Genomic DNA, 21,534 nt, shown 5'->3' with positions numbered 1-21,534 from the left:
TGCTTACCGATGATTTTTCTTGCTTTTTCCTTTGTTTACTATATATACGTATAAAGATATTCTGTTAAACAAAGAATCGCCAAGGATTGGCCGTACGGCATGGTTGTTTGATCAATTTCACGATAGAAATCCAAATCGCTTCCCATGCCAGTTCCGACTGATACTTTTTCTAAAGCACCCGCTTCATTAATCTCATTGATTACACCATTGATTGCTTTCAACGCGATTGGATAATATTTTTTATTGACATATCGCTTGCGAATTGCTTTTAGCAAGCCATACGCAAAACCAGCAGAGGCAGACGCTTCTAAATAAGAACCTTGATCATCGACAAGCGTATGCCATAGTCCTGATTCATCTTGATATTTTTCTAACGCCTGGATTTGGCGCTCCAATGTACCAACGAAAAAGTCATACAAGCTCTCCCCTTTTTGGAGATTTAACAACTCGATAATCTCAGGTATTGCAATCGTTGCCCAGCAGTTGCCACGCCCCCATAGCGCTTCTGCAAAATTATGATGACCTTCAAAGGACCAACCATGAAACCATAAACCCGTCTTTTTATCTGATAAATATTTTATGTGTAACAAAAATTGTTTTTTTGCTTCTTCAATATAGTCTTCACGATTGATCAATTGACCGATCTTAGCCAGTGGCAAAACTGTCATCATTAATGTATCTGCCCACAATTGATTTTTGTTCTCTGGACCATAAGTCATGTGCTGAAGTCCGTCTTCATCGGTACGTGGCATGTCATACATTACCCAATCCGCCCATTGTTCCAAATACGGCAGATATTCGGTAATGTTTTGTTCTTCATAGAGGTATGCCATCGTTAACAGAGGTGCCATCGTATTTACATTTTTCGGTGGCGATCCTTCTAAAAGACGTTGATCGAACCATTCTTTTAAAATCTTTAGTGCATTCTCACTTTTGGTCATTTGATAATATTGATAAAGTCCGTACAGACCAACACCTTGGGGCCAATTCCACACATGCCAACTTTTGTCATCCACGATTAGACCATCAAAATCCAGCAAGTATTCCCCCGTATCATCCGTAATTTTTGCTAAGTTAGTGGCTAACCGTTCAATCTTATCTATGACTAGTTCTCTATCAATCTCTTTCATTTGTAATCCCCTCCATGCTTCTTTACTTATATTTTTTAATGTGTTGTATAGCATTTTCAATATGAGGTGCTTGTGTTTCCTCTAACAGCACTGGAATCATTGGTTTCTCTGCATCAATTTTTCTCACCAAATACTCGTAATCTAATAAACCGGTACCGACAGGAACGAATACTACTTCATTATCTTTTATTTGATAATCTTTTGCATGGATAATTACAATTCTTTCTCCAAAATATTCAAAAGCTTGATCGATCACTTGGTGCTGTTGCTCATGATTCTCTGTAGTTAAATAGTTTACTGGATCAAAGATAACTTGTAGATTATTTGATTTCACCTGATCAATCAAACGTTTCATCAGTTCAGGACTATAAATTGGGTGGTTGACTCCACCTTCAATCCCAACCATTACCCCAAATTTTTCTGCTTCTTCCACAAGTTCTTTAACACTATTTACAACCTCAAGAAAAGCCTCTTCCGTATAATTGTCTTCTGTATAAATGATTTCAGGATAAACACCACCTGTTTCAGAACCAACGATTGAGCAGCCAAAATCTCTTGCAAAACGAAGGTGTGCTTTGAAATAATCCATGACTTTTTTTCGCTCAGCAAGATCTGGATGAATCATGTTTATATAGCAACCGAGTACGGCAATATCTACGTTCCCTTCTCTCAGATTGTGATTTACATATTTCGCTAAACCGGTATTTAAACTAGTTGACTTGATTTCAAATTCTTTTATCGATTTTTGCAACGCAAACTGGACACTATGTAAACCATAATCGTCTAGTCGGGTCGCTAAATCTTTAATCGTTGTATTTTCAACATCATGAGCACGTATACCAATATTCACCTTATCTCTCTCCTTCTAAATAAAAGACTTCTTTTAAATCAACCGCAATCGGACTTTCATCTGCATTGGTCTTCATAATCGGTGCCATGTAGCTCCACCACTTTCGATTAACTTCCGTACGTGCAACCTTCGACCACAGCTCTTCATTTTCAGTTTCTAAATAGGCATATAATACACTTGTTTCTTTATCAAGAAAGATCACATATTTGATCAAACCGTGCGCACGTAGCATTTCTTCCATTTCAGGCCATAATTCTGCGTGACGCTTGTAATACTCTTTCTGTTGATCTGGATAAACATACATTTTAAAACCTTTTCTAAACAGATGGCATTCTCCTTTCGATAAAGTGAAACTTCACTCAGTGGAGAGTTTTTAGGTATTCCTACACTGATTGTTCCTAAAGGCCCTTGAACCTTTCGGGGTGCTAGCATCCGTTACTCCGACCTAGATTCTTGTTGTTTTGAAGTGGGAGGCTTACGGACGGTTGCTCCGGGATCAAAATATTCCTGTCTAACAATCTTATGTTTCCAATTAATAAATTTAATTTCTTATAAAGAAAAACGTGATGACTTATTCATTTATTTATGATACGATCAGATTATGTCGAATTTATTTTTTCCATGGGAGGGACTTAACTTGGTAAACAATAGCCAACCTTATGGTGGTGTCCTGATAAAAGCAGATCAAATTCTTGATTATCTATCCACACAACCACAACCCCAGCGATTAAGCGAGATTGCTAAACATACTGGACTAACAAATCCAACAGCGTTAAAAATCTTAAATACATTATTATTGATTGGTTACGTTCAAAAAGATCCTGACACGAAAATGTTTAGTCTAGGTACACGGTTAATAAAATACGCGAACAAAAGCGTTGAGCAATTAAGCATTAAAAAAATTGCTCAACCTCATCTCGAATCTTTGCAACATTCCACAACAGAAACGGTTCATTTAGGCATTTTAGAATCAGACCATATTAAATACATTGCTAAGATTGAAAGCAAAAAACCTGTATCTCTTTATTCTCAAATTGGTAAATCCATCCCTCTCTATTGCTCAGCAATGGGAAAAGCGGTCTTAGCCGACCTAAATGATCATGAAGTTGAAAATTATCTTGATAAAATACAGCTGATTGAAAAAACAAAGAATACATTTACAGACAAATCAATGCTTATTGATGAATTAAAAAAAGTAAGAGAACAGGGCTATGCATTTGATAATGGCGAACATGATTTAGAAGTATTTTGTGTTGGTAGTAGTATAACGATTGACGGTACAAATTATGGAGCAATCAGTGTTAGTTTACCTAAATACCGTTTGACCGATGAAGTTCTTGATGATCTCATCAAACAAACACTTCTTTGCAAGCAAAATATCATAAGTACCATTAAAAATGAAAAGCAGGCATAATAGATGCCTGCTTTTTCCTGAGGAAATTACCTCGCTAACCAGCCACCATCAATAGCAAGTATATGTCCATTCACATAATCTGAAGCTGTACTTGATAAAAAGACTACCGTTCCCATTAGATCTGCTGGGTTAGCCCAACGCCCTGCTGGAATACGCGATAAAATTTCTTTATTTCTCGCTTCATCTGCTCGGATCGGAGCGGTATTTGCTGTTGCCACATAACCAGGCGCAATCGCATTGATTTGAATATTGTGCTCAGCTAATTCATTAGCAAATGCTTTTGTTATACCTGCAACAGCGTGCTTACTAGCAGTGTATGGTGGAACAAATTTACCACCTTGAAACGAAAGCATAGAAGCAATATTGACAATTTTTCCACTTTTTTGTTTCACCATTACTTTTGCCACTTCTTGACTTAATAAGTAAACGGCATTCAAATTTATCTCCATTACTGCATCCCAGTCTTCGGCTGTGTATTCAATTAATGGTGCACGCCGGATTGTACCAGCATTATTTACTAATACATCAATGCGTCCATACGTATCGAGGCAGTTATCCACCACCTTCTTTAGTTGAGATCGATCTGTCAGATCCGCTTGTAAGAACGCTATTTTTTGTCCTGTCTGCTCAACAAGCTCACGTGTTTCATCCCAATCCGTATTATAACTAACAACAAAGACATCTGCCCCCGCTTTCGCTAAAGCGACAGCATACCCTTGACCTAACCCTGTATTTCCACCTGTTACAATTGCTACTTTCCCTTTTAAAGAAAAGAAATCTAGTGAAAAATCAGTTAATTTTTCTGCCATTCTAATATCCTCCTGTTCATTAACGTAATTGACTCATTTCCACATGATCCATGTCATCATAAGTAATGTTCTCGCCACACATCGCCCAGATAAACGTATAATTATTGGTAGCAACACCTGTGTGAATGGACCAACTTGGAGAAATTACCGCTTGTTCATTGGATAAAACAAGGTGTCTTGTTTCTTCCGGCTGGCCCATAAAGTGAAATGCTCTCGTTTCCTCGTCCATATCAAAATAGAGATAAACCTCCATCCGTCGTTCATGTGTATGTGCTGGCATCGTATTCCAAGCACTACCTTTACCCAACACGGTATAACCCATTTGCAATTGGCAACTTTCGCAATTGTTTGGGTGAATATATTGATAGATTTTTCGTTCATTTAATGTCTCTGGTTCGCCTTTTTCAAGTGGTGTCATCTTGTTAATATCCAATTTAACGGTTGGATATTTATGGTGTGCTGGTGTTGAATTTAAGTAAAATTTTGCTGGTTTTTCAGCATTGACTGATCGGAATTGAATGTCTTTGGTTCCTTTTCCAACATACAATCCATCTCGATGATTGATTTCATAGGTTTCACCGTCTAATACAACAAAACCATCACCACCGATATTTATAATTCCTAATTCACGTCGCTCTAAGAAATAGTTCACACCTAATTCTTGATCAAGCTTAATCGTTAATGCTTTATCTGTTGGTGTAGCACCACCAAAGATCATTCGATCATGGTGTGTATAGGTAAGTTTTACTTCACCTGGTACAAACACCTTCTCTACCAAAAATTGATTTCTTAACTCTTCTGTTGTTAATCGTTTTATCCCTTCCGGATCTGTTGCATAACGTGTTTCCATGAAATAAATTCCTCCTCAGGTTCATTATATTTAACGGTTAATTTGTGACCCGTTATTCAACATATTGTTCACTTCTTCTTCTGTAACAATATTCGCATCTCCTAAGATCGTATGTTTTAAAACGGAGGCAGCCGTAGCAAAATCGATAATGTTTTGCTCATTCCAATTGCTTAAATAGCCATGCAAAACTCCCGATACAAAGGCATCTCCCCCTCCAACTCGATCGATAATGTGATCAATTGAAAATAAAGGGGATTCATACAACTGACCTTTTGTGTAAAAATAACCAGTCAATTGATTAGTGGAAGCAGACAGATTCTCTCTTTTTGTAGAAAAAAGAACAGCAATATTGTCATATTCTTTCGATAGTTTTTTATAATAAGTTGTTAATCGCTCTGGATAACTTAACCTTTCCGACTCTTGTTCATATCCAAGTAAGTGAATAAAGTCGAGTTCTGCACATGAACAGATATCAACATAAGAAAGTAAGCGCTTAAACACTTGACCTGCTGTTTCCTTTGACCATAATTTGGCACGATAGTTGAAATCAAAACTAATAAGGATCCCTCTTGCTTTTGCTTCTTTAAATAAACACTCCGTTACTTGTACTAAATTATCACTTAATGCTGGGGTAATACCCGTTACGTGTAGTAATTCTTGATCTTTAAAAATTGTCTCATAATCTAAATCCTCTGGGGTTAATTCGGTAATACTGGTATGTGCACGATCATAAATAACTTTTGAACTCCTATTTCCTGCACCTACCTCTAAATAATACGTACCAATTCTTGTTCCTTTTAGTTGAATCAAATTCGTATTGACATCATAACCTTTTAAATAATGGAGAATACCTTTGGAAATCTCGTGATCTGGTATCCTCGAAAATATTGACGTGCGATAACCATACTGAGCAAGAGAAACCGCAACATTCGCTTCTGCACCACCATAATTCACGTGTAACGTGTTCGCTTCGCTAAGGCGTTTTCCTTGATTGGAAGATAAACGAACTAAAATCTCACCAAATGTAAGTATATTTTTCATTTTATCCCTCACCTTACCCGGTTATCCGCGCACGATAGCGTTTCGCTTGCTCCTCGATTGCTTCTAATGAACCTAGTTTTTTCAGTGACGTTAAATTACTGCCAATCCCGCAAGCAAAAGCACCATGCTTTAACCAGTCCTTTACGTTGTTTTCGTCCACACCACCTGTTGGCATAACGTTCACATGGGGAAGTGGTCCTTTTAATGCAGCAATATATTTCGGTCCTGCTAAACTCCCAGGGAATAATTTAATTACGTCCACTCCATATTTTAATGCTTCTTGAACTTCTGTTACCGTCACCGCCCCAGGCAAATATGGGACATGATAGGTATTGCAAAGAAGCGCTGTTTCTTTATCAAACCCTGGACTCACAATAAAAGCAGCACCTTTTAAAATGGCAATCCTTGCCGTACTCGCATCTAGAACCGTTCCAGCGCCAACAACTACATCTTGATCATCATGATATTCTTTTGCTAAATTTTCAATCGCTTCTTCCGCACCCTTTAAGGTAAAAGTAAGTTCAACCGCTTTGATTCCACCTTTAATACAGGCCCGTGATATCGCTAAAGCTTCATTAACGGTCTCCCCACGTACAACAGCAACAAGTTTTTGACTCTCCAACTGTTTAAGTACATGATATTTTTTCAATAATCATCACCTCATTTATTTCTTATTTGGAAATTAATTTTTCTATTAAGAAACTATGTGTTCATTATATCCAATAACTTCTTTTTTTTCAACTACTATTTTTTGTTTGTTTTTATTTTTGTTGTTTTGCGATTGTTTATCTTTATTTTAATTTTCAATCACTATCGGGAGTGGAGCGAAATCAATTACGACTTTTTCTGTTCGCTCTGTTATAGATGGTTGATGATAAGAATATCATTTGAAATTAGGTCGGAATACAGATGAGCAAGAAATAGAGTGAGGTGCTATCTAGTCGTACACTGAACCATATGGAAACTGGAGGGGGGTGCTGGATTCTGTTTCAAAAGTGGTTTTGAATTTTGTGCTACTTTCACAATTCGGGTGCGGATTTCGTGATTTGCTCGCGACTTCTACGCATACACCCGCTAAAAACCGCTCGTCACGAAAACTGAGAAAAATAAAAAGTTCACTCATTCTCTTTTAAAAAAGACAGTTGACCAAGAGTGGTCAACTGTCTTTTCGGTTACGTCCTATGCATTTTGAGGGGGAGTCTTTTCGGAACAAAAACAAATGGTAATACTTCCACACAAGTGCCAATTTTTTAGATTTCTTGGATCATTTCTACTCTATTCCCAAAAGGGTCTCTAAATTCAAAGCGTTCATAGTTCGGAATTGGAATAGAATCTAATATTTTTATATTCTGCTTTTCTAATACTTTTTTCCATTGAGAAATATCTTCTACCTGATAAGCGATATGCGATTTCGTTGTTAACCGATCAAAACCATCTTCTGTACCTACATGTACTTCTTTATCGCCAACTTGTATCCAAAAACCTCCTCGACCTTTAAGTGAATCAGGCTTTTCGATTTCTCTTAATCCTAATATATTGCAATAAAATTGTTTACCCTGTTCCTCACTATTTTTTGGAATAGTAATTTGAGCGTGATGTATGCCTAGAATCATGTATTATCCTCCTTCAGATGTGAAAGATCTATTACTATATGATTTTTCTCTTCAGACTTGAATCCATTATACTATAAGTGCGAGTTTGAAAGTTTTCCCCCTATATGAGGACTGGAAGACGAGCCATCGGAGGACCTCACCGCTTATCATTCGAAGACTTTTTGAACACCCTTCTATAATTGTAGCTGCCTTAACTTATTGACCAAATCACCCTACTAAGAATTTTTCTTTCAAACGAAGATATTCTTCATCACTTATTTCCAAAACACCACCGTGTCTTTTCTTTGTTTTTCCAAAGTGATATTGATCATCCCGAAGCACCTGAAATTCACCATTTGCTAAGTCACTTGTTATCAAAGGTAAATAACCTTTACCTTCTTTAAATCGATCTACAATAAGGCACCATTTCCCTTGCTCTGGTAGTGGGTATATTTCTGGACCTTCTACTCCTTCTAAGCCATCTAACACTGCAGATTCAACCCGCTCATAGGAGCCCGTGAGCTGATCGGATTTTTCCATAACGATCCGACTATTTTGTTCGTTTTTCGTAAAACGATAATACATACCTTGATCATAAACAATGGTTGTATCAATAACATCATGACTATGATCAATAAATAGAAAAGGCTTCTCAAATTTATCGAAGTCCGTTGTATAGCTAGCATACATCCGTTGTTTCCCTGCCACACGAGAAGCCCAGAATACAAGAATCTTTCCGACAGCTTGGTCGTAAATAGCTTCAGGTGCCCATACATTGCCTGCACCTTCTACCCCAACATGCACAGAATTTGGTCCCTGCCAATTGATTAAATCAGTAGATTCCCAAATAATCAAATCAAGACTGCCTGATTCAACCGCATGTTGCCAACCTAATCCTTTTGATAATCTGAGATCTGTAGCGATTAAATAGAATTTCCCCTTGTTTGGATCTCTAATAATAAATGGATCGCGTACACCCTCCTCACCGATTTGTGAACGAAGAATCGGTTTTCCGTGATTCAGGTCTTCAAAATGCAGTCCATCCTTACTAACACTAAAATAGACTTGTTCTCCATCGGCTTGTTCACTTGTGAAATGAGCAAATAAATAAGCTGGCATGTCATCACTCCTTGTTTTTCTTATATTTTGAGAACTCACACTTTCTTAGGCAATATTTTTTTCCACGTAAAGATGTTAATGACAATCAGAATAATAACAAATCCATATATGCCATAAGGAATCAGCTGAATGAGAAAATGAAGAAATGCAAGAAATCCAACCAAAAACATGGTCAAGAACATATACGCACTGTTTGCTGACTGTGCAAACGAAAAATTGCTTGCGAACGGGTAACGTTGGTTATTTAGCAATCGGTAACAAACAATCGTAAATAGCCAGCCCGTCAAAGTAATGACGATAAAGTGAATCACTTGATCAAACCCAGCAATCACAGAAAAAATGACCCCTATGAGAAGCGTGATTGGCAGAAAAATTTGAATTAAAAATGCTTTTAATGTAGCACGATAAAAAAGCATCTGATCTTGAACTGGTAATATTCGATACAGCCACGCGCCTTTGTATTTATTCGAATACTTCAACATATGCACAACAGTTGGAATCATTAACACGACAAAATAGGCAAACAAATAGCTATAGGTATAGTTAGGCGTTTGATCTGGAACACGCATACTAAATATCATAATAAATGGAAAAACAAGAGAAAGTCCTAATGAGGGGTACACTTTCAGCTTGAAATCTCGTTCGTTACGAAGCATCTTGCTTGCAAACCGAAACATGGATTCTTCTTCTACACTAGCAGTGGCGATTCTCGCTATCCATTGCTGTACACGGGCTCTCTTCGGTTTTTTCGCCTTGCTATTTGCCAGTAATTTCTGCAAATTGCGTTCGAAAGTTGGTACTAAATAGATATATAGTACGATTGAAAAAATCGGAATAAACAAAGCTAATAGTGAAAATATAACAATATAAGTCTCACTGTTGCCAAGTAACAACCATTCAAAAGACCCGCTAAACCACATTGGTGGAAGTAGGTAGTGCCACCAATAGAAATCGAGTGTGAACGAGTAATCCACAAATTCAAATGTCCTCACCAATACTTGATACCCTACAATGATCCCAACAGAGAGAAATATTTGAATATAATTAATAATATCCCGCAGTCGTTCGCCATCAAAGAAACGCAAGATAAACATATAGAATAATGCTGTTAAAACAATGATGAATAAGGAGACAAAGATAATCGTAAAGAAAAACAAAATAGAAAACCGAACACCATTAACCGCACTCCCAATCAGAAAAGGGATAAGTAGAAATGCTCCTGTAAGTTGTGTCATATATATCACAACATGCACAAATTTAGCCACACTTATCGTTCTTGCAGTAACAGGTTTGGTGTCTAAAATCGCTTTGTCTCGAACATCTAATAAGACGGCTGAAAAATCAGAGATCATTGATGTCATCAAAATAAACATGATAATTGCAAAAACAATACTCATTTGAAACAAATAGTTATCACCGATCACCAAAAACGGAATAAGAAATAGGCCATAAAATGCGTAAAGCAATAATGATTTTACAAACGCACTTAACATTGGATTCTCTTTTTGTTTATCTCCTTGCATAATTGTTGGAACCCGACGTTTATCCATCGTTAGTTTAAACGATAAAATTAGTCGCATCGCACGGTAATCAACAGATAACAGACGAAACAATCCAGCAAATCGATCTAAAATTTTTAATGTAATGAAATCATTCATTAGACTCATCTCCATGTAACGCTGCAACAATATCTGCTGCAATTTGCTCATGTTGATCAAAACCAGTTAATTGATTAAAAATCTGTTCTAGCGTTCCTTCTTTATTTTTCTCTTTTAACTGATCAAATGTTCCATCTGCAACTACATTCCCATCCGCTAATAAAATAATTCGATTACTAATCTTTTCTACAACATCCATGATGTGCGACGAGTAAAAGATTGTCTTGCCTTCAGCCGCCAATATTGTCATCATCTCTTTAATAATCATTACACTATTAGCATCCAACCCACTTAACGGTTCATCAAAGAAAATTAAATCAGGATCATGAATTAAACTCGAGATAATCAATAATTTTTGTTTCATCCCTTTCGAAAAAGTAGAAACGCGTTTATGTAAAGACTCTGCCATATCAAACTTTTCCAAAAGCCTAATAAGTTTATTTTTTATATCTTCTGGCTCCATTCCGTACATTTGTCCAGTAAAACTAATATATTCAAAGGCGGTTAGATCATCATAGATCTCCCCATTTTCTGGAACATAACCGATTCTTTTTTTGTAAGCGTTCCCTTTATTGCGAATATCTTCACCAAAAACTTCTACCTTTCCTCGGTATCGATCCAATAAACCAAGGATTATCTTCACTGTCGTACTTTTCCCAGCACCATTCGGTCCAATGTAACCAATAATCTGGCCACGATACACTTCTAAATTAATCTTATCGAGAACAACTTTTCCCGTAAAACTAATCGATAAATCAGTAATTTGCAATACTTTTTCTTGACTCAAACAATCATCCCTTCCTGTTTTTTTGTTATCTATTTAACTCTAACACGTCTACCTCATTTCGGAAATAGATAGACAACAATTAAACTATTTCTTGTTAAAGTAAAACTTCAATCAGTGGGGATTTTTAGGGATTCCCCCACTGATTGTTAGCCATAAAGGCCCTTGAACCATTCAGGGTGCTAGCGTCCGTTACTCTCACTCATGAAAATGAACTACACCCCAATTGTTGCACACACAACATTTGGGGTGTAGTTCATTTCCGTGAGCGTTTTTCCATGATTATTTTGTAAAACCAATATCTTTTCGATAGAAAAATTGATCGGTCTGATCGAAGCGAGTTAAATAACGATAGATTTCTGCTTGGGCTTGTGCTGGTGTTGATTGAACGGAACCAACGAGTAACACACGACCTCCATTGCTATAGAAATCACTATCTTCACCTTTTTTCGTTCCTGCATGAATTACATAACATGCTTCGTCTTCTTCAAGTAACGGTAGCTCGACACCTTTTTCATAGTTGTCTGGATATCCTGCTGCCGCTACAACCGTACCGATCGCATAACCTGATTTCCAACGTAATTGTGGATCAATTCCTGCTGATACATCTTCAATTACTTGGATCAAATCATTTTCTAACAATGGTAATACTACTTGCGTTTCCGGATCACCGAAGCGAGCATTAAACTCAATTACTTTAGGCCCTTCTGTTGTTTCTATTAGTCCAGCATACAAAACTCCTGTATACGGTCGGCCTTCTTTTTGCATCCCTTTTGCTACTGGCTTGATTATTTTTTCTACTGCGAAGGTAACATGATTAAGATCAAGATCTGGTATTGGCGCGAATGCACCCATACCACCAGTATTTGGTCCTTTATCACCATCAAAAGCACGTTTGTGGTCACGAGCAGGAATCATTGGGTAAACCTTCTCTCCCTCAACAAAAGCGAATAAAGAGAATTCTTTTCCATCCAAAAATTCTTCAATTACGACTTGACTACCCGCATCACCAAAACGATTATCGACAAGCATGCTTTCCACTGCGTCGTAAGCCTCCGCTTCAGTCATCGCAACGACAACACCTTTTCCAGCTGCTAGGCCGTCTGCTTTAATAACAATTGGTGCACCTTCTGCTTTAATATATGTTTTTGCTTCATTGATATCTGTGAATGTCTGATATTTCGCTGTAGGAATATCATATTTGTACATCAATGCCTTGGCGAAGTCTTTACTTCCTTCAATCACCGCTGCTGCTTTATTCGGACCGAACACTTGTAAACCTTCCGCCCGAAAAGCATCCACAACTCCCAGAGTTAGTGGAATTTCTGGTCCAACAATTGTCCAATCTATCTCTGTTTGTTTGGCAAAAGCAACTAAATCCTCAATCGCATCATCTTTGATGTCCACACAGGTTGCATCCTTCGCAATTCCACCATTACCCGGTGCAACATAAATTTGTTCCACACGGTTGCTTTCTTTTAGCTTTTGAACGATCATATGTTCACGTCCACCACTACCGATCACGAAAACCTTCATAATTTCCTCCTAATGAACACTAGAATTTAATGTTTAAAGTGACGCATTCCCGTCATGACCATTGCGATTCCGTGCTTATTACATTCATCAATCGAATCTTGATCGCGCTTCGAGCCACCAGGTTGAATGATCGCCTTGATTCCTGCTTTTGCTGCATTCTCTACCGTATCTGGCATCGGGAAGAAAGCATCAGATGCTAGTACCGCGCCATTGGCTTTTTCACCTGCTTGTTCAAAAGCGATCGCTGCTGCGCCAACTCGGTTCATTTGTCCCGCACCAACACCTACTGTCTGATTATCCTTCGCTACCACGATCGCATTGGATTTCACATGTTTAACAACTTTCCAAGCAAATAATAATTCTTCTAGTTCTTCTGCTGTTGGTTGACGATCCGTCGCAACGGTGATATCTTCTGCTGTTACTGTTCCATTATCACGACCTTGCACAAGTAGCCCACCAATTACGCTAACGACTTTTTGTCTGTCTGCTGCATTTACTTCCATCGATGTTTCTAGCAAACGAATATTTGGTTTCACTGTTAAGATCTCAAAAGCTTCTTTCGAAAAACTCGGTGCAATAACAATTTCTAAGAAAATATCTTTTAATAGATTCGCTGTTTCAGCATCTACTTCACGATTCAATGCAACAATCCCACCGAAGATCGAGATTGGATCAGCATCGTATGCTTTTTGGAAAGCTTCAACAGTTGTGGAACCAATTCCAACACCACATGGATTCATATGTTTTACTGCTACGGCCGCTGGTTGTTCACCGAATTCTAGTACAATTTCCAATGCTGCATTTGCATCCTGAATATTGTTATAAGAAAGCTCTTTTCCATGCAGTTGTTTCGCATTGGCAATAGACGCGCCTTTTCCATTTGCTTCTTGATAAAAAGCAGCTTTCTGATGTGGATTTTCTCCATAACGTAAAGACTGAACTTTTTCATAGGTAACCGTTAATGTTTCTGGATCTTCTAAGCCTGTAATATCTACAAAGTAATTGGAAATCAGCGCATCATAATTTGCCGTATGACGGAAAACTTTTGCTGCTAACTGTTTACGAAAATCAACCGTTCCACCTTGTTCAGCGAGTTGCGTTAGCACCGATTCATAGTCAGTTGGATCAACCACAACAGTCACATCACGGAAATTTTTTGCGGCTGACCTTAGCATTGTTGGACCACCAATATCGATGTTTTCAATCGCGTCCGCTTCTGTCACACCTTCTTTTGCAATCGTTTCTTTGAATGGGTATAAATTCACGACAACCACATCAATTGGTGCAATGTCACGGGTTTGTAATTGCTCCATGTGCGAAGAATCATCACGACGAGCTAACAATCCGCCATGAATATAGGGGTGAAGTGTTTTTACTCGTCCATCTAAAATCTCATCAAAATTTGTAATCGCTGAAACAGGTAATGCTTCTAAGCCAGCATCTTTTAACGCCTTCAACGTACCACCTGTAGAAATTAACTCATAACCAAGCTCGATTAATCCTTTTGCAAAACCTACTAAATTACTTTTATCAGAAACACTAAGTAATGCTCTCTTTTTCAAAACATATTCCCCCTAGTTGATTAGTTGTTGGATGGTTTTTGGGTATAGACTATGCTCTACTTTTTGAATTGCAGTCTGTAAATCATCACGAGACATTCCTTCTTCGATTAAGACAGGATGTTGAGCAATAATTGAACCAGTGTCCATCCCTTCATCAACAAAATGAATCGTCACACCACTTACCTTTACCCCCGCTTGAAATGCTTGACCAATCGCATCTAAGCCAGGAAACGCTGGCAAAAGCGATGGATGAATGTTAATGATTTTTCCCTCGTAATGCTCCAATAATGTCTTACCAACCAAACGCATATAACCAGCCAATACAAGCCATTCCACCTGCGCATGTTGCAAAGCCTGCAAAATTGCTGATTCAAACGAAGCTTTATTCGGATAGTCTTTCGGTTGAAAAACAAATGTCTCCGTCTCATACTTTTCTGCTTTTTCAAGCACCTTTGCTGTTGGTTGATCAGAAACAAGTAGTGCTACTTCTGCATGAAGTTCCTTACACTCAATCGCGTGCATAATCGCATTATAGTTACTACCTGTTCCAGACGCAAAAACAGCAATCTTCGGATTAGCCATTGACCAGCTTCACCCCTGATTCATTGGTTACTTCTCCAATAACATAGGCCTCTTCTCCGAGGTCTTCTAATAATTGCATCGCTAACGGTACTTCATGACTTGCAACGACAACAGCCATGCCAATCCCCATATTGAAAACACCGAACATATCAACAAAAGATAACCCTGCTTGTTTTTGTAAGTAAGGGAAAATCTTCGGCATTTTCCAGCTGTCTTGATAAATGTTCACCCCAAGATTTTCTGGTAAAGCTCGTGGAATATTCTCATAGAAACCTCCACCAGTAATATGACTAATTCCTTTAATAGTAAGATCTGATTTCAAACGTTGGATCGCTTTTACATAAATTTTCGTTGGTGTTAATAGTGCCTCACCTAGTGATGTTGCTAATTCTGCTGGTGTATCATGATAGTTCAACCCTTGATCAGCAATGATTTTACGAACTAACGAAAAACCATTCGAGTGAACCCCACTTGAGGCTAGACCAATAATTTTATCTCCAGCAGTGATCGTTTCACCCGTGACAATCGTTTTTTTATCTGCTATTCCAACGACAAATCCCGCTAGATCATATTCTTCTTCTCCGTACATGCCTGGCATTTCTGCTGTTTCGCCACCGATTAATGCACTACCACTTTCCACACATCCATCTGAAATACCTTTAACAATCTGTTCAATTTTCTCTGGACTATTTTTTCCACAAGCGATGTAATCAAGGAAAAATAGCGGGTCAGCACCTTGGGCCACAATATCATTCACACACATGGCAACCAAATCAATGCCTACTGTATCGTGCTTATCTAAATCAAAGGCTAGCTTTAGTTTCGTTCCAACACCATCGGTACCAGATACCAATACTGGTTCGTCATAACGAAAGTTACTCAAGTCGAACAAACCAGCAAATGCACCGACACCACCAATTACTTCTGGGCGATCTGTTTTTTTGATATGTTTCTTCATTAATTCCACTGCTTGATAGCCAGCATGTACATCGACACCAGCATCTTTGTAAATATCACTCATGACATTAGCTCCTTTAAACGATCAGTCTTTGTATGCAGGAATAAGCGTATTCGGATAGATTTCCGTTGGATAATTCCCTGTAAAACAAGCGTTACAGATGCCGTGTTCCATGGAATCTGCTTCTGTAATAATTGACTTTTCTAATCCGTCTACCGATAAAAAGGATAAACTATCTGCACCAATTTGCTCCCGGATTTCATTGATCGAGTAGTTTGCTGCGATTAATTCGCCTGTTGTGGACGTATCAATTCCATAAAAACATGGATTCTGGATCGGCGGGGAAGCAATACGCACGTGCACTTCCGTCGCTCCCGCTTCTTTTAATAGGGTTACGATTCTCCGACTTGTTGTACCGCGAACAATCGAATCATCAACCATAATGACACGCTTTCCTTCGACTATCCCGCGAACAGGCGACAGCTTCATTTTCACCCCTTGTTCACGAAGTTCTTGCGAAGGCTGAATAAACGTTCTTCCGACATAACGGTTTTTAATCAACCCTAGTTCATAAGGAATACCGCTTGCTTCTGAGAACCCAATCGCTGCTGAAATACTTGAGTCCGGCACACCAGTAACGACATCTGCTTCCACAAATGCTTCTTTCGCTAATTGTTTGCCCATTTTTTTACGACTAGCATGAACATTCAAGCCATCAATGTTGCTATCTGGGCGAGAAAAATATACGTATTCCATTGAACATAGCGTTCGTTTCATCGGTGAGCTAAACGTTGTTGTTCGAAGACCTTCGGCATCTATCGTTATTAACTCGCCTGGACTCACTTCACGAATGTAGGTTGCACCGATCAGGTCAAATGCGCAAGTTTCTGAAGCTACTACATAAGCGTCACCAAGCTTACCAATCGAAAGTGGACGTAAACCACGAGGATCAAGCGCAACAAACAATTGGTCCTCTGTTAAAATGGTGAAGGCATACGCCCCTTTTACCATACCGAGCGATTGCTTGATTGCTTCTTCCATGTCTAAATATCCGCTTCTTTTGATCAAGTGAGCAATTACTTCTGTGTCAGAAGTAGTTTGTAAAATGCTTCCTTGTGCCTCTAACTGATTTTTTAACGCAAAAGCATTGACGAGATTTCCATTATGCGCAAGCGCCATACTATTTTTCTGTGAACGGAATACGAGGGGCTGAACGTTTTCATAGCCCCCACCACCTTGTGTTGCATACCGAACATGACCAATCGCGGAATCTCCTTTTAGCCGATTGATTTGTCCTTCTTGAAATACTTCCGTAATTAAACCATTGCCTTTATGAAAATGGAGCTCTTTCCCATCACTTGTTACAATACCTGCACCTTCTTGACCACGGTGTTGCAAGGCGTGGAGACCGTAATACGTCATCTCCGCTGCTTTTTCATGACCCCAGATCGCAAACACTCCACATTCTTCATTTAAGCCTTTGATTTCAGCAAGCATGGTATAGCTCCCTTCCAACGTGCTTCTAAATCTGTCACTGCTAGATGAATAAGATCATCGTTGTTTTGTTTCACTTGCAGTTTTCCGGTTGCATTCACTCGACCAATCATCATAGCATTTTCCACTTTTTCTTCAAAAGCAGCTTGATCTCCTGGCTTTACGGTTACTAAAAAGCGTGATTGTGTTTCACTATATAACGCTGTTGTAGCATCTCCGCTAACTTCAATGATAGCACCAAGTCCTTGGCTAGAGAATAGACTCTCTGCTACCGCAACTGCTAGACCACCTTCTGCTAAATCATGTGCAGACTGCACGATACCAGCTTGAATTGCTGCTAATAGTTGATCTTGTCGTTCTTTTTCTACCTGTAAATCAAGTGCAGGTGCTTTACCGAAGTATTCACCCTCTAATACGTTTTGTAGTTCACTTCCACCGAATTCTGGATTCGTTTCTCCAATTAAATAGATCGCATCTCCTTCTGCTCGGAAGAATGATGGAGTAATATGTGCAACCGATGCATGCAATCCTACCATACCAACAATTGGAGTTGGGAAGATTGCTTGCCCGTTTGACTCGTTATATAAAGATACGTTTCCACTAATAACTGGCGTATTTAATACCAAGCTAGCCGAACTCATGCCATCCACGCTTTTTTCCATTTGCCAGAAGTTTTCTGGTTTATCTGGATTTCCAAAATTCAAGCCATCCGTTAATGCTAGTGGCTTAGCACCTGAACAGACAATATTTCGTGCCGCTTCTGCTACTGCAATTTGACCGCCAACTTCTGGATCTAAGTAAATGTAACGAGAATTACAATCGGTAGTGATCGCCAGTGCTTTATCATAATCACGAATTCGAATAACAGCAGCATCCGATCCTGGTGCTACAGCAGTATTAGCTTGCACCATTGAATCATACTGATCATAGACATATTCTTTGCTCGCAATCGTTGGTTGTGCTAACAATGTTTCCAGCATAAGTTCATGATCGGTAACTTTCGGTTGATAAGTTGGCATTGCTTGAAATTTTTCGTAATAAGCAGGTACTTTTGATGGTTTATGATAAACCGGTGCATCTTCTGCTAAAGAATCAACAGGAATATCACAAACTACATCGCCATTGTGCAACAATCGAAATTGTTTATCATCTGTTACCTTACCAACAGCAACCGCTTCTAAGTCATATTTTTCAAAAATGGATATGATCTCTTGTTCGCGACCCTTCTCCACGACAAGCAACATTCTCTCTTGAGACTCGGAAAGCATCATTTCATATGCTGTCATGTTGTCTTCTCGTTGTGGAATTCTATCTAAGTTCATTTCCATCCCCATGCCTGCTTTACTTGCCATCTCACTTGCAGACGACGTTAAACCAGCAGCGCCCATATCTTGCATTCCGACCAAAGCATCGCAATTTATTGCTTCTAAACAAGCTTCGATTAGTAGTTTTTCCATGAATGGATCGCCCACTTGAACATTGGAACGTTTTGATTCAGAGTCTTCGGTTAGATCTTCTGAAGCAAAAGTCGCACCATGAATACCATCACGGCCTGTTTTTGAACCTACATATAATACGGTATTGCCCAATCCTGCTGCAATCCCTTTTTGAATATCTTTTTGATCGATTAAGCCCACACACATCGCATTGACGAGCGGGTTTCCTTCATAACAATCATCAAACTGAACCTCGCCACCAACAGTTGGAACACCAACGCAATTTCCGTAGCCTGCAATACCATGAACGACTTCATCGAATAAATACTTGACACGACCAGTAGTAAGTTGCCCAAAACGCAAGGAGTTCAGGACAGCAATTGGGCGAGCACCCATCGAAAAGATATCACGAATAATTCCACCTACACCAGTAGCCGCACCTTGATATGGCTCTACTGCTGAAGGGTGATTATGACTTTCTACTTTAAAAGCTACCGCCTGACCATCACCAATATCAACAATCCCTGCACCTTCCCCAGGTCCTTGGATTACTTGTGGTCCTTCGGTTGGGAATTTCCTTAACAGAGGCTTGGATGTTTTGTAACTACAATGCTCGGACCACATCACAGAAAAAATACCTGTCTCGGTGAAGTTTGGACGTCTACCAAGAATACGAACGATCGATTGATACTCTTCGTCTGTTAGTCCCATTTCCCGATAATGCTTTTCTGCTTCAATCACTTCTGGTGTAACCTCAAGCGCCTGCAACATATGATTCCCTCCAATTTTTCAGCATTGATGTGAATAATTTTAAGCCGTCAGCACTACCTAAAATATCTTCAGTTGCTCGTTCTGGGTGTGGCATCATGCCTAATACGTTTCCTTGTTCGTTGATAATGCCTGCAATATCTTCAATCGAACCATTGGGATTATTACTATACGTAAAGACGATTTGATTATTTGCTTTCAATTGCTCCAATGTTTGCGGATCACAGAAATAGTTTCCTTCTCCATGAGCAATCGGGATCGAAATCTCTTCTTCTTGTTCGTAATCTGTTGTAAATAATGTTCGATTATTTTTTACAATCAGACCTTCATGGTGACACATGAATTTTAAATTTTTATTACGCAATAATGCACCTGGCAACAGACCAGCTTCTAGTAAGATTTGAAAACCATTGCAAACACCTAAAATTGGTGTACCTTTTTCTGCTTGCACACGCAATTCTTTTACCATAGCAGACGTAGAAGCAATTGCTCCACAACGTAAATAATCGCCATAAGAGAAACCGCCTGGTAGTAAAATAGCATCATAGTTTTCAAGTGTTGTTGCGTCTTGATACCAAACCAGTTCAGCTTCTTGACCTAAAGCATCTTTGGCAGCATGGTACATATCACGATCACAGTTGGATCCTGGGAAAACAATCACGGCAAATTTCACTGTGTGACGCCCTCCTCCACCGTATATTGATAATTCTCAATCACTGGATTGGCAAGAAGTTTTTTGCACATTTCCTCCACTTGCTCTTCAACATTGGCATCATCAGCTAAAATTAATTCTAAATACTTACCAATACGAACTTCTTCCACCGATTGATATCCTAATGTATTTAAAGATCCTTGAACTGCTTTTCCTTGTGGGTCAAGGACACCCTCTTTTAACGTGATATGAATTTTTACTTTTTTCATTTTGCTGCCTCCAGTCGCTTTAATATTTTGTCATATACTTGGATCAAATCGCCTAAATCTTCACGAAAAACATCTTTATCCATCTTCTCGCCAGATGTGATATCCCACAATCGACAAGTATCTGGAGATACCTCATCCGATAAAATAACTTCTCCTAAATGATTCCGACCGAATTCAAGCTTAAAATCAACCAGTTGCAACGAGATCGATTGAAAAAATTTTTTTAGTTTTTCGTTCACTTCTTGTGCCATTGCTTTGATTGCAGCCAACTCTTGTTCTGTTGCATCAGTTAGCCATAATGCATGCGCATCATTAATGATTGGATCGCCTAGTTTGTCATCTTTATAATAAAATTCAACCAATGCTGGTTCAAAGATTGTTTTCTCTTTAATCCCTAACCGGCGGACAATACTTCCAGCCGCTACATTTCGAACAACTACTTCTAACGGAATAATGGTGGTTCGTTCGACCAACTGTTCCGTATCATTTAGTGCTTTTTTAAAATGACTTGGCACGCCTTGGTCATGTAAGAAGTCAAATACTTTCGCTGAGATCAAGTTGTTGTACCGACCTTTCCCAGCAAAATTCGCCTTCTTTTCCCCATTAAATGCTGTCGCGTCATTTTTGTAAGATAACACAAGTAAGTTCGGATCATCCGTTACCGTATATACTTGTTTCGCTTTACCTTCATACAAGAGTTGATCTTTCAAAAAGCAACACCCCTTTTATTTTTGTGTGTAAGAAAAACCGGGAAAAATCGCCCGATCCTTTTAAGACCTTTGTGTACAGCGTAAAACGATGGTAGAAAAGCGTACCGCTATGGAAATACACTACGCTTTCCGTGGGCCCGGCTTCAGCTAACTCAGTAAAGCAACAAACTCTTTACTGAGTGGATCTTCAGCTCGCGCTTTTCCCACTGGAGTCTTCGTGTACTTCCATAGCTAGCTTTCAGTGTTGTTTCACCTGAGCTATTTTCACATTCAAACATGGGGGAAGACTTTAATCTCCTGGTTATCCAATCAAAATCTCG

At 38.9% G+C, this 21,534-nt stretch carries 21 protein-coding genes; 1 reads left to right on the top strand and 20 read right to left on the bottom strand.

Features of this window, described 5'->3' with window-relative positions:
• Positions 1-38: 38 nt before the first annotated feature.
• Genes bglB through rhaM form a run of 3 tightly spaced genes read right to left on the bottom strand, consistent with a single transcriptional unit; the run spans position 39 to position 2,305 of the window.
• Positions 39-1,130, bottom strand: a complete 1,092-nt coding sequence (gene bglB, locus OWO01_RS14080) for a beta-galactosidase BglB (RefSeq protein ID WP_268781101.1) — start codon at positions 1,128-1,130, stop codon at positions 39-41.
• 22 nt (positions 1,131-1,152) lie between these two features.
• A complete protein-coding gene (locus tag OWO01_RS14075) occupies positions 1,153-1,980 on the bottom strand; it encodes a sugar phosphate isomerase/epimerase family protein (RefSeq protein ID WP_268781100.1) in 828 nt (275 codons plus the stop codon).
• A 1-nt stretch (position 1,981) separates the two neighbouring features.
• Positions 1,982-2,305 carry an L-rhamnose mutarotase gene (gene rhaM / locus OWO01_RS14070; protein WP_268781109.1) on the bottom strand — a complete coding sequence of 108 codons (324 nt, stop codon included), beginning with the start codon at positions 2,303-2,305 and terminating at the stop codon, positions 1,982-1,984.
• Between the two features lie 312 nt (positions 2,306-2,617).
• Between rhaM and OWO01_RS14065 the strand changes: the two genes are divergently transcribed.
• Positions 2,618-3,394, top strand: a complete 777-nt coding sequence (locus tag OWO01_RS14065) for an IclR family transcriptional regulator (RefSeq protein ID WP_268781099.1) — start codon at positions 2,618-2,620, stop codon at positions 3,392-3,394.
• A 26-nt stretch (positions 3,395-3,420) separates the two neighbouring features.
• On the opposite strand, the gene kduD is transcribed toward OWO01_RS14065, so the two are convergent.
• The 17 genes from kduD to purC form a co-directional block, all read right to left on the bottom strand.
• The gene (gene kduD, locus OWO01_RS14060) at positions 3,421-4,203 is read right to left on the bottom strand and encodes a 2-dehydro-3-deoxy-D-gluconate 5-dehydrogenase KduD (RefSeq protein WP_268781098.1); all 783 of its coding nucleotides are present in this window, start codon (positions 4,201-4,203) and stop codon (positions 3,421-3,423) included.
• Between the two features lie 19 nt (positions 4,204-4,222).
• Positions 4,223-5,053 carry a 5-dehydro-4-deoxy-D-glucuronate isomerase gene (gene kduI, locus OWO01_RS14055; protein WP_268781097.1) on the bottom strand — a complete coding sequence of 277 codons (831 nt, stop codon included), beginning with the start codon at positions 5,051-5,053 and terminating at the stop codon, positions 4,223-4,225.
• Positions 5,054-5,083: 30 nt separating this feature from the next.
• Positions 5,084-6,094: a PfkB family carbohydrate kinase gene (locus OWO01_RS14050; RefSeq protein WP_268781096.1), complete on the bottom strand. Its 1,011-nt coding sequence runs from the start codon at positions 6,092-6,094 to the stop codon at positions 5,084-5,086.
• A 13-nt stretch (positions 6,095-6,107) separates the two neighbouring features.
• On the bottom strand, positions 6,108-6,743 hold the full coding sequence (locus tag OWO01_RS14045) for a bifunctional 2-keto-4-hydroxyglutarate aldolase/2-keto-3-deoxy-6-phosphogluconate aldolase (protein ID WP_268781095.1): 636 nt from the start codon (positions 6,741-6,743) through the stop codon (positions 6,108-6,110).
• Positions 6,744-7,344: 601 nt separating this feature from the next.
• The gene (locus OWO01_RS14040; protein ID WP_268781094.1) at positions 7,345-7,707 is read right to left on the bottom strand and encodes a VOC family protein; all 363 of its coding nucleotides are present in this window, start codon (positions 7,705-7,707) and stop codon (positions 7,345-7,347) included.
• A gap of 207 nt (positions 7,708-7,914) precedes the next feature.
• On the bottom strand, positions 7,915-8,805 hold the full coding sequence (locus tag OWO01_RS14035) for a glycoside hydrolase family 43 protein (RefSeq protein ID WP_268781093.1): 891 nt from the start codon (positions 8,803-8,805) through the stop codon (positions 7,915-7,917).
• A 35-nt stretch (positions 8,806-8,840) separates the two neighbouring features.
• The gene (locus tag OWO01_RS14030) at positions 8,841-10,463 is read right to left on the bottom strand and encodes a hypothetical protein (RefSeq protein WP_268781092.1); all 1,623 of its coding nucleotides are present in this window, start codon (positions 10,461-10,463) and stop codon (positions 8,841-8,843) included.
• Positions 10,456-11,250, bottom strand: a complete 795-nt coding sequence (locus OWO01_RS14025; protein WP_268781091.1) for an ABC transporter ATP-binding protein — start codon at positions 11,248-11,250, stop codon at positions 10,456-10,458. Before OWO01_RS14025 ends, OWO01_RS14030 begins: the two co-directional genes overlap by 8 nt.
• Positions 11,251-11,529: 279 nt before the next feature.
• Positions 11,530-12,783: a phosphoribosylamine--glycine ligase gene (purD, locus tag OWO01_RS14020; RefSeq protein ID WP_268781090.1), complete on the bottom strand. Its 1,254-nt coding sequence runs from the start codon at positions 12,781-12,783 to the stop codon at positions 11,530-11,532.
• A 26-nt stretch (positions 12,784-12,809) separates the two neighbouring features.
• Positions 12,810-14,345 (bottom strand): bifunctional phosphoribosylaminoimidazolecarboxamide formyltransferase/IMP cyclohydrolase, encoded by a 1,536-nt coding sequence (gene purH / locus OWO01_RS14015; RefSeq protein WP_268781089.1) that lies wholly within the window; start codon positions 14,343-14,345, stop codon positions 12,810-12,812.
• A gap of 12 nt (positions 14,346-14,357) precedes the next feature.
• Positions 14,358-14,927, bottom strand: coding sequence for a phosphoribosylglycinamide formyltransferase (gene purN, locus OWO01_RS14010; protein ID WP_268781088.1), 570 nt, complete (start codon positions 14,925-14,927; stop codon positions 14,358-14,360).
• Complete coding sequence (gene purM / locus OWO01_RS14005) at positions 14,920-15,948, bottom strand: phosphoribosylformylglycinamidine cyclo-ligase (protein WP_268781087.1); 1,029 nt, start codon at positions 15,946-15,948, stop codon at positions 14,920-14,922. The genes purN and purM overlap by 8 nt, the downstream gene beginning before the upstream one ends.
• 21 nt (positions 15,949-15,969) lie before the next feature.
• Positions 15,970-17,382, bottom strand: a complete 1,413-nt coding sequence (gene purF, locus OWO01_RS14000) for an amidophosphoribosyltransferase (protein WP_268781086.1) — start codon at positions 17,380-17,382, stop codon at positions 15,970-15,972.
• Positions 17,358-19,586: a phosphoribosylformylglycinamidine synthase subunit PurL gene (purL, locus tag OWO01_RS13995; RefSeq protein ID WP_268781085.1), complete on the bottom strand. Its 2,229-nt coding sequence runs from the start codon at positions 19,584-19,586 to the stop codon at positions 17,358-17,360. The genes purF and purL overlap by 25 nt, the downstream gene beginning before the upstream one ends.
• Positions 19,570-20,256: a phosphoribosylformylglycinamidine synthase subunit PurQ gene (gene purQ / locus OWO01_RS13990; protein WP_268781084.1), complete on the bottom strand. Its 687-nt coding sequence runs from the start codon at positions 20,254-20,256 to the stop codon at positions 19,570-19,572. Before purQ ends, purL begins: the two co-directional genes overlap by 17 nt.
• Complete coding sequence (purS, locus tag OWO01_RS13985; protein ID WP_268781083.1) at positions 20,253-20,504, bottom strand: phosphoribosylformylglycinamidine synthase subunit PurS; 252 nt, start codon at positions 20,502-20,504, stop codon at positions 20,253-20,255. The genes purQ and purS overlap by 4 nt, the downstream gene beginning before the upstream one ends.
• Positions 20,501-21,214: a phosphoribosylaminoimidazolesuccinocarboxamide synthase gene (gene purC / locus OWO01_RS13980; RefSeq protein ID WP_268781082.1), complete on the bottom strand. Its 714-nt coding sequence runs from the start codon at positions 21,212-21,214 to the stop codon at positions 20,501-20,503. Before purC ends, purS begins: the two co-directional genes overlap by 4 nt.
• Between the last annotated feature and the right edge of the window lie 320 nt (positions 21,215-21,534).

It is taken from the genome of Natronobacillus azotifigens, assembly GCF_026805325.1.
Classification (GTDB): Bacteria; Bacillota; Bacilli; order Bacillales; family Amphibacillaceae; genus Natronobacillus; species Natronobacillus azotifigens.
This window is presented reverse-complemented; position numbering and strand designations above follow the sequence as displayed.

Bases quoted from the DNA above. Each gene is read 5' to 3' on its own strand.
- bglB (WP_268781101.1), bottom strand. From the start codon at position 1,130: ATGAAAGAGATTGATAGAGAACTAGTCATAGATAAGATTGAACGGTTA.
- kduD (WP_268781098.1), bottom strand. From the start codon at position 4,203: ATGGCAGAAAAATTAACTGATTTTTCACTAGATTTCTTTTCTTTAAAA.
- kduI (WP_268781097.1), bottom strand. From the start codon at position 5,053: ATGGAAACACGTTATGCAACAGATCCGGAAGGGATAAAACGATTAACA.
- OWO01_RS14050 (WP_268781096.1), bottom strand. From the start codon at position 6,094: ATGAAAAATATACTTACATTTGGTGAGATTTTAGTTCGTTTATCTTCC.
- OWO01_RS14040 (WP_268781094.1), bottom strand. From the start codon at position 7,707: ATGATTCTAGGCATACATCACGCTCAAATTACTATTCCAAAAAATAGT.
- OWO01_RS14035 (WP_268781093.1), bottom strand. From the start codon at position 8,805: ATGCCAGCTTATTTATTTGCTCATTTCACAAGTGAACAAGCCGATGGA.
- OWO01_RS14030 (WP_268781092.1), bottom strand. From the start codon at position 10,463: ATGAATGATTTCATTACATTAAAAATTTTAGATCGATTTGCTGGATTG.
- purD (WP_268781090.1), bottom strand. From the start codon at position 12,783: ATGAAGGTTTTCGTGATCGGTAGTGGTGGACGTGAACATATGATCGTT.
- purN (WP_268781088.1), bottom strand. From the start codon at position 14,927: ATGGCTAATCCGAAGATTGCTGTTTTTGCGTCTGGAACAGGTAGTAAC.
- purM (WP_268781087.1), bottom strand. From the start codon at position 15,948: ATGAGTGATATTTACAAAGATGCTGGTGTCGATGTACATGCTGGCTAT.
- purF (WP_268781086.1), bottom strand. From the start codon at position 17,382: ATGCTTGCTGAAATCAAAGGCTTAAATGAAGAATGTGGAGTGTTTGCG.
- purL (WP_268781085.1), bottom strand. From the start codon at position 19,586: ATGTTGCAGGCGCTTGAGGTTACACCAGAAGTGATTGAAGCAGAAAAG.
- purS (WP_268781083.1), bottom strand. From the start codon at position 20,504: ATGAAAAAAGTAAAAATTCATATCACGTTAAAAGAGGGTGTCCTTGAC.